This window comes from Methanobacterium sp. BAmetb5 (assembly GCF_003491305.1).
Classification (GTDB): Archaea; Methanobacteriota; Methanobacteria; order Methanobacteriales; family Methanobacteriaceae; genus Methanobacterium.
Window position 1 is genome coordinate 1,337,501 of sequence record NZ_CP022706.1, and the last position, 2,500, is coordinate 1,340,000.

General features: G+C 40.9%; 5 protein-coding genes (2 of these 5 cut by a window edge). 1 reads left to right on the forward strand and 4 read right to left on the reverse strand.

What is annotated here, in order from left to right:
* A protein-coding gene (gene wtpC, locus CIT02_RS06535; protein WP_292610790.1) for a tungstate ABC transporter ATP-binding protein WtpC crosses the window boundary here: on the forward strand, positions 1 to 285 show its 3' end. Its footprint begins 759 nt before the window's first position; only the last 285 of its 1,044 coding nucleotides appear in the window; its start codon lies beyond the left edge, outside the window; it ends in the stop codon at positions 283 to 285.
* 112 nt (positions 286 to 397) lie between these two features.
* Here wtpC and CIT02_RS06540 read toward each other — a convergent pair whose 3' ends face one another.
* The 4 genes from CIT02_RS06540 to CIT02_RS06555 all read right to left on the reverse strand — a co-directional run.
* Positions 398 to 709, reverse strand: a complete 312-nt coding sequence (locus CIT02_RS06540) for a DUF2097 domain-containing protein (protein WP_292610792.1) — start codon at positions 707 to 709, stop codon at positions 398 to 400.
* A 136-nt stretch (positions 710 to 845) separates the two neighbouring features.
* Positions 846 to 1,139 (reverse strand): DUF2097 domain-containing protein, encoded by a 294-nt coding sequence (locus CIT02_RS06545; RefSeq protein ID WP_292610794.1) that lies wholly within the window; start codon positions 1,137 to 1,139, stop codon positions 846 to 848.
* Between the two features lie 116 nt (positions 1,140 to 1,255).
* On the reverse strand, positions 1,256 to 2,065 hold the full coding sequence (locus CIT02_RS06550) for a formylmethanofuran dehydrogenase subunit C (protein ID WP_292610797.1): 810 nt from the start codon (positions 2,063 to 2,065) through the stop codon (positions 1,256 to 1,258).
* A gap of 13 nt (positions 2,066 to 2,078) precedes the next feature.
* Positions 2,079 to 2,500, reverse strand: the final stretch of a protein-coding gene (locus CIT02_RS06555) for a formylmethanofuran dehydrogenase subunit A (protein WP_292614923.1). It continues 1,291 nt past the right edge of the window; 422 of the gene's 1,713 nt are visible here — the last part of the coding sequence; the start codon falls outside the window, past its right edge; the stop codon is at positions 2,079 to 2,081.

The following is a 2,500-nucleotide window of genomic DNA, read 5'->3' on the forward strand; positions in this document are numbered from 1 at the left end:
AATACAGTTATCGTCAGCTCTGAACAAAAAACCGGACCAGTACACATCACAGTGCGACCTGAAGACATCACCCTAGCCACTCAGAAAGTGGCCACCAGTGCCCGGAATGTTTTCCAGGGCCAGGTTAAGGAAATAGCTGACCTGGGCACCCTGATCAAATTAACCATCGATATTGGAGACCCTCTGATTGTGTTTTTAACCAGGCAATCATTCCTTGATCTGGAGATAAACATTGGAAAATCTGTCTGGACTTATTTCAAGGCAACTGCAGTGCATGTATTTTAAACTATTTTACGTTACCAATAAACTCAAAATAGAAATAATAAAAAATCTGACTCTGTAGAATAAGTTCTACAGAGCTAATTAGCTTTGTTGCTTTAATCCCGGAACCTGAAAACTACTCTTCACAGGAGTCAATGGTGATCAATATTTCTTCACCATCCTTAGGGATGTGTTTGACTTCAATTAAATCGTACTTTATCTTTTCAAGGTCAATATCAACAGTTGAATGAATAGTATCACCATCAAGGCTTACCAAGACTGTGCAACTTTTCTGTCCGCCCTTAAGAACACAAGTTTCAATGTTTATAACCTCACCCGGAGTGAAAACCCGATTGTAGGACATTTCAATTTTATCATAGGTTTTTACGTTATTTTTGATGTATTCAATTGCTTCTTCACAATCCATAGTCAATTCTCGAACCATCATAACACCTCAAATTGCGCATGAATCATTACTGCCTTAAAAATCACTGCTTAAATAAATTTGATACTTAATACTTATATTTTGGTTAATTTAAAGGATGATCATACAAGATGACCATATTTGATGATGAGGTTAATGGCTATGATTCTGCCATGAATACCTTGAGCTCTTCCCCATGAGTATGCCTAATTTCTATGAGATCATCCTTGATGGCGTGCATGTTGATGCGTACTACTTGATTGACCAGATCTCCATTCAAGTGCAGGGTGACTTCCAGAAACTCTTCCCCATATTCCTCCTGCATTTCAACCCCTAAAACTTCTCCTGGAGCGTAAATTCGGTTATATGAAATTTCAAGGATGTCATGCGTTTTGACATTGTCCCGAATATAATCAATGATCTCTTCGGCCTTTAAAAATGTTTCTTCTTCCATAAAAATCACGTGAATTTGGGTATATGTTAAATTTATAATTAGATGTATAAGATGTTACTTAAATTTTGGGTTTAAAAAAAATGTTTTTGAAAAAAAATAAAAAAATAAAACAGGAATTATAAGTATTTCCTGTTCTTTTCTGCGTTGAGGTACAGCCCACCTTTACCGTTTACTGCAAGGTCCCCGGTATATTTGATGTATTTTCCAGAGAAGCTCTTACCATCGATCACTGGGTCCCGGACAATTTCGTCATAGACAAATCCTTCCAGGAGCATTCCCAGTTCTCCATTGATGAGGACATTACCGTTTTTCATCTGACCACCAGGCCAGCGAGTAACATCTCCATCGATCTGGATGAAACCTTTACTCATGTGGATTCCTGCAAGGATGTCGCAGTCTCCTTCAACGTAGATTTCTCCACCAGATAGGCATTCTCCCAGTTGTTTACCTGCGTTTCCGTGGAGGATGATTTTACCTCCACTCATTCCTCTCCAGTCACCAATGTAGGAGCATCCGCAGAATTCCCTGGTGTTACCCATGATTTCCAGTTCGCCACCTTTCATTTCACGGCCGGCGTAACTTTCGGCGTCACCATTGACGGTAATTTTACCGCCGGTCATTTCTGCTCCACAGTGCAGGTCAGCGTCTCCGTTTACAATGATCTCTCCGGCGCCCATTTTACAGCCGATATATTTTACTCGGCCACAGTCACCTTCGAGGATCATTTTCACTTCTTCAGGACCTGCTGCTGTTCCTTCCACTTCAATGTCGAAGTAGTCGGTTAGTGGGAATCTTCGGTTTCCAACTGGCACCTGATAGTTTTCGAAGTCGGCTTTCTCCCAGGTGAACACTTTATCCGGGATGAGCTCATCAAACTCCAGGGCTATTTGGGATTTTTTCTTTAGTGTTAAGGTTATTGTTTTCACTTTTGATACCCCCTTATTTACTTGCCTGGACCGTTGTTATGAGTGGGTTAGGTGTGAAATGGTCTTGTACTTGGTAGTTTTCGAATTTAACAGTGTAGAAGCGTCTGAATGTAGGCATAACCTTTTCCATTACTGCTTTTTCCTGTTCTTCGAAACCTTGTACATTGGTCCATAGGGTGTGACTAGGTACAACTTTCACAACTTCTCCATCTTTAACCAGGATCTGACCATCCTTGATGGTGTACATGGCGTTTCCAAAGGCTTGTTCTATGGCAGCTGGTTCTTTAGATGGATCTATGTCGTTGGGGTTCAGGTCGTACACTGCTATGTCTGCATTGTAACCTGGGGTTAATTCTCCCCTGTCCTGATATCCATAGATTTTAGCAGCTGCTGCTCGGGTTATAGTTGCTATTTCGTTGAAGTCGTATTCCCGGT

Bases quoted from the DNA above. Each gene is read 5' to 3' on its own strand.
- CIT02_RS06540 (WP_292610792.1), bottom strand. From the start codon at position 709: ATGATGGTTCGAGAATTGACTATGGATTGTGAAGAAGCAATTGAATAC.
- CIT02_RS06545 (WP_292610794.1), bottom strand. From the start codon at position 1,139: ATGGAAGAAGAAACATTTTTAAAGGCCGAAGAGATCATTGATTATATT.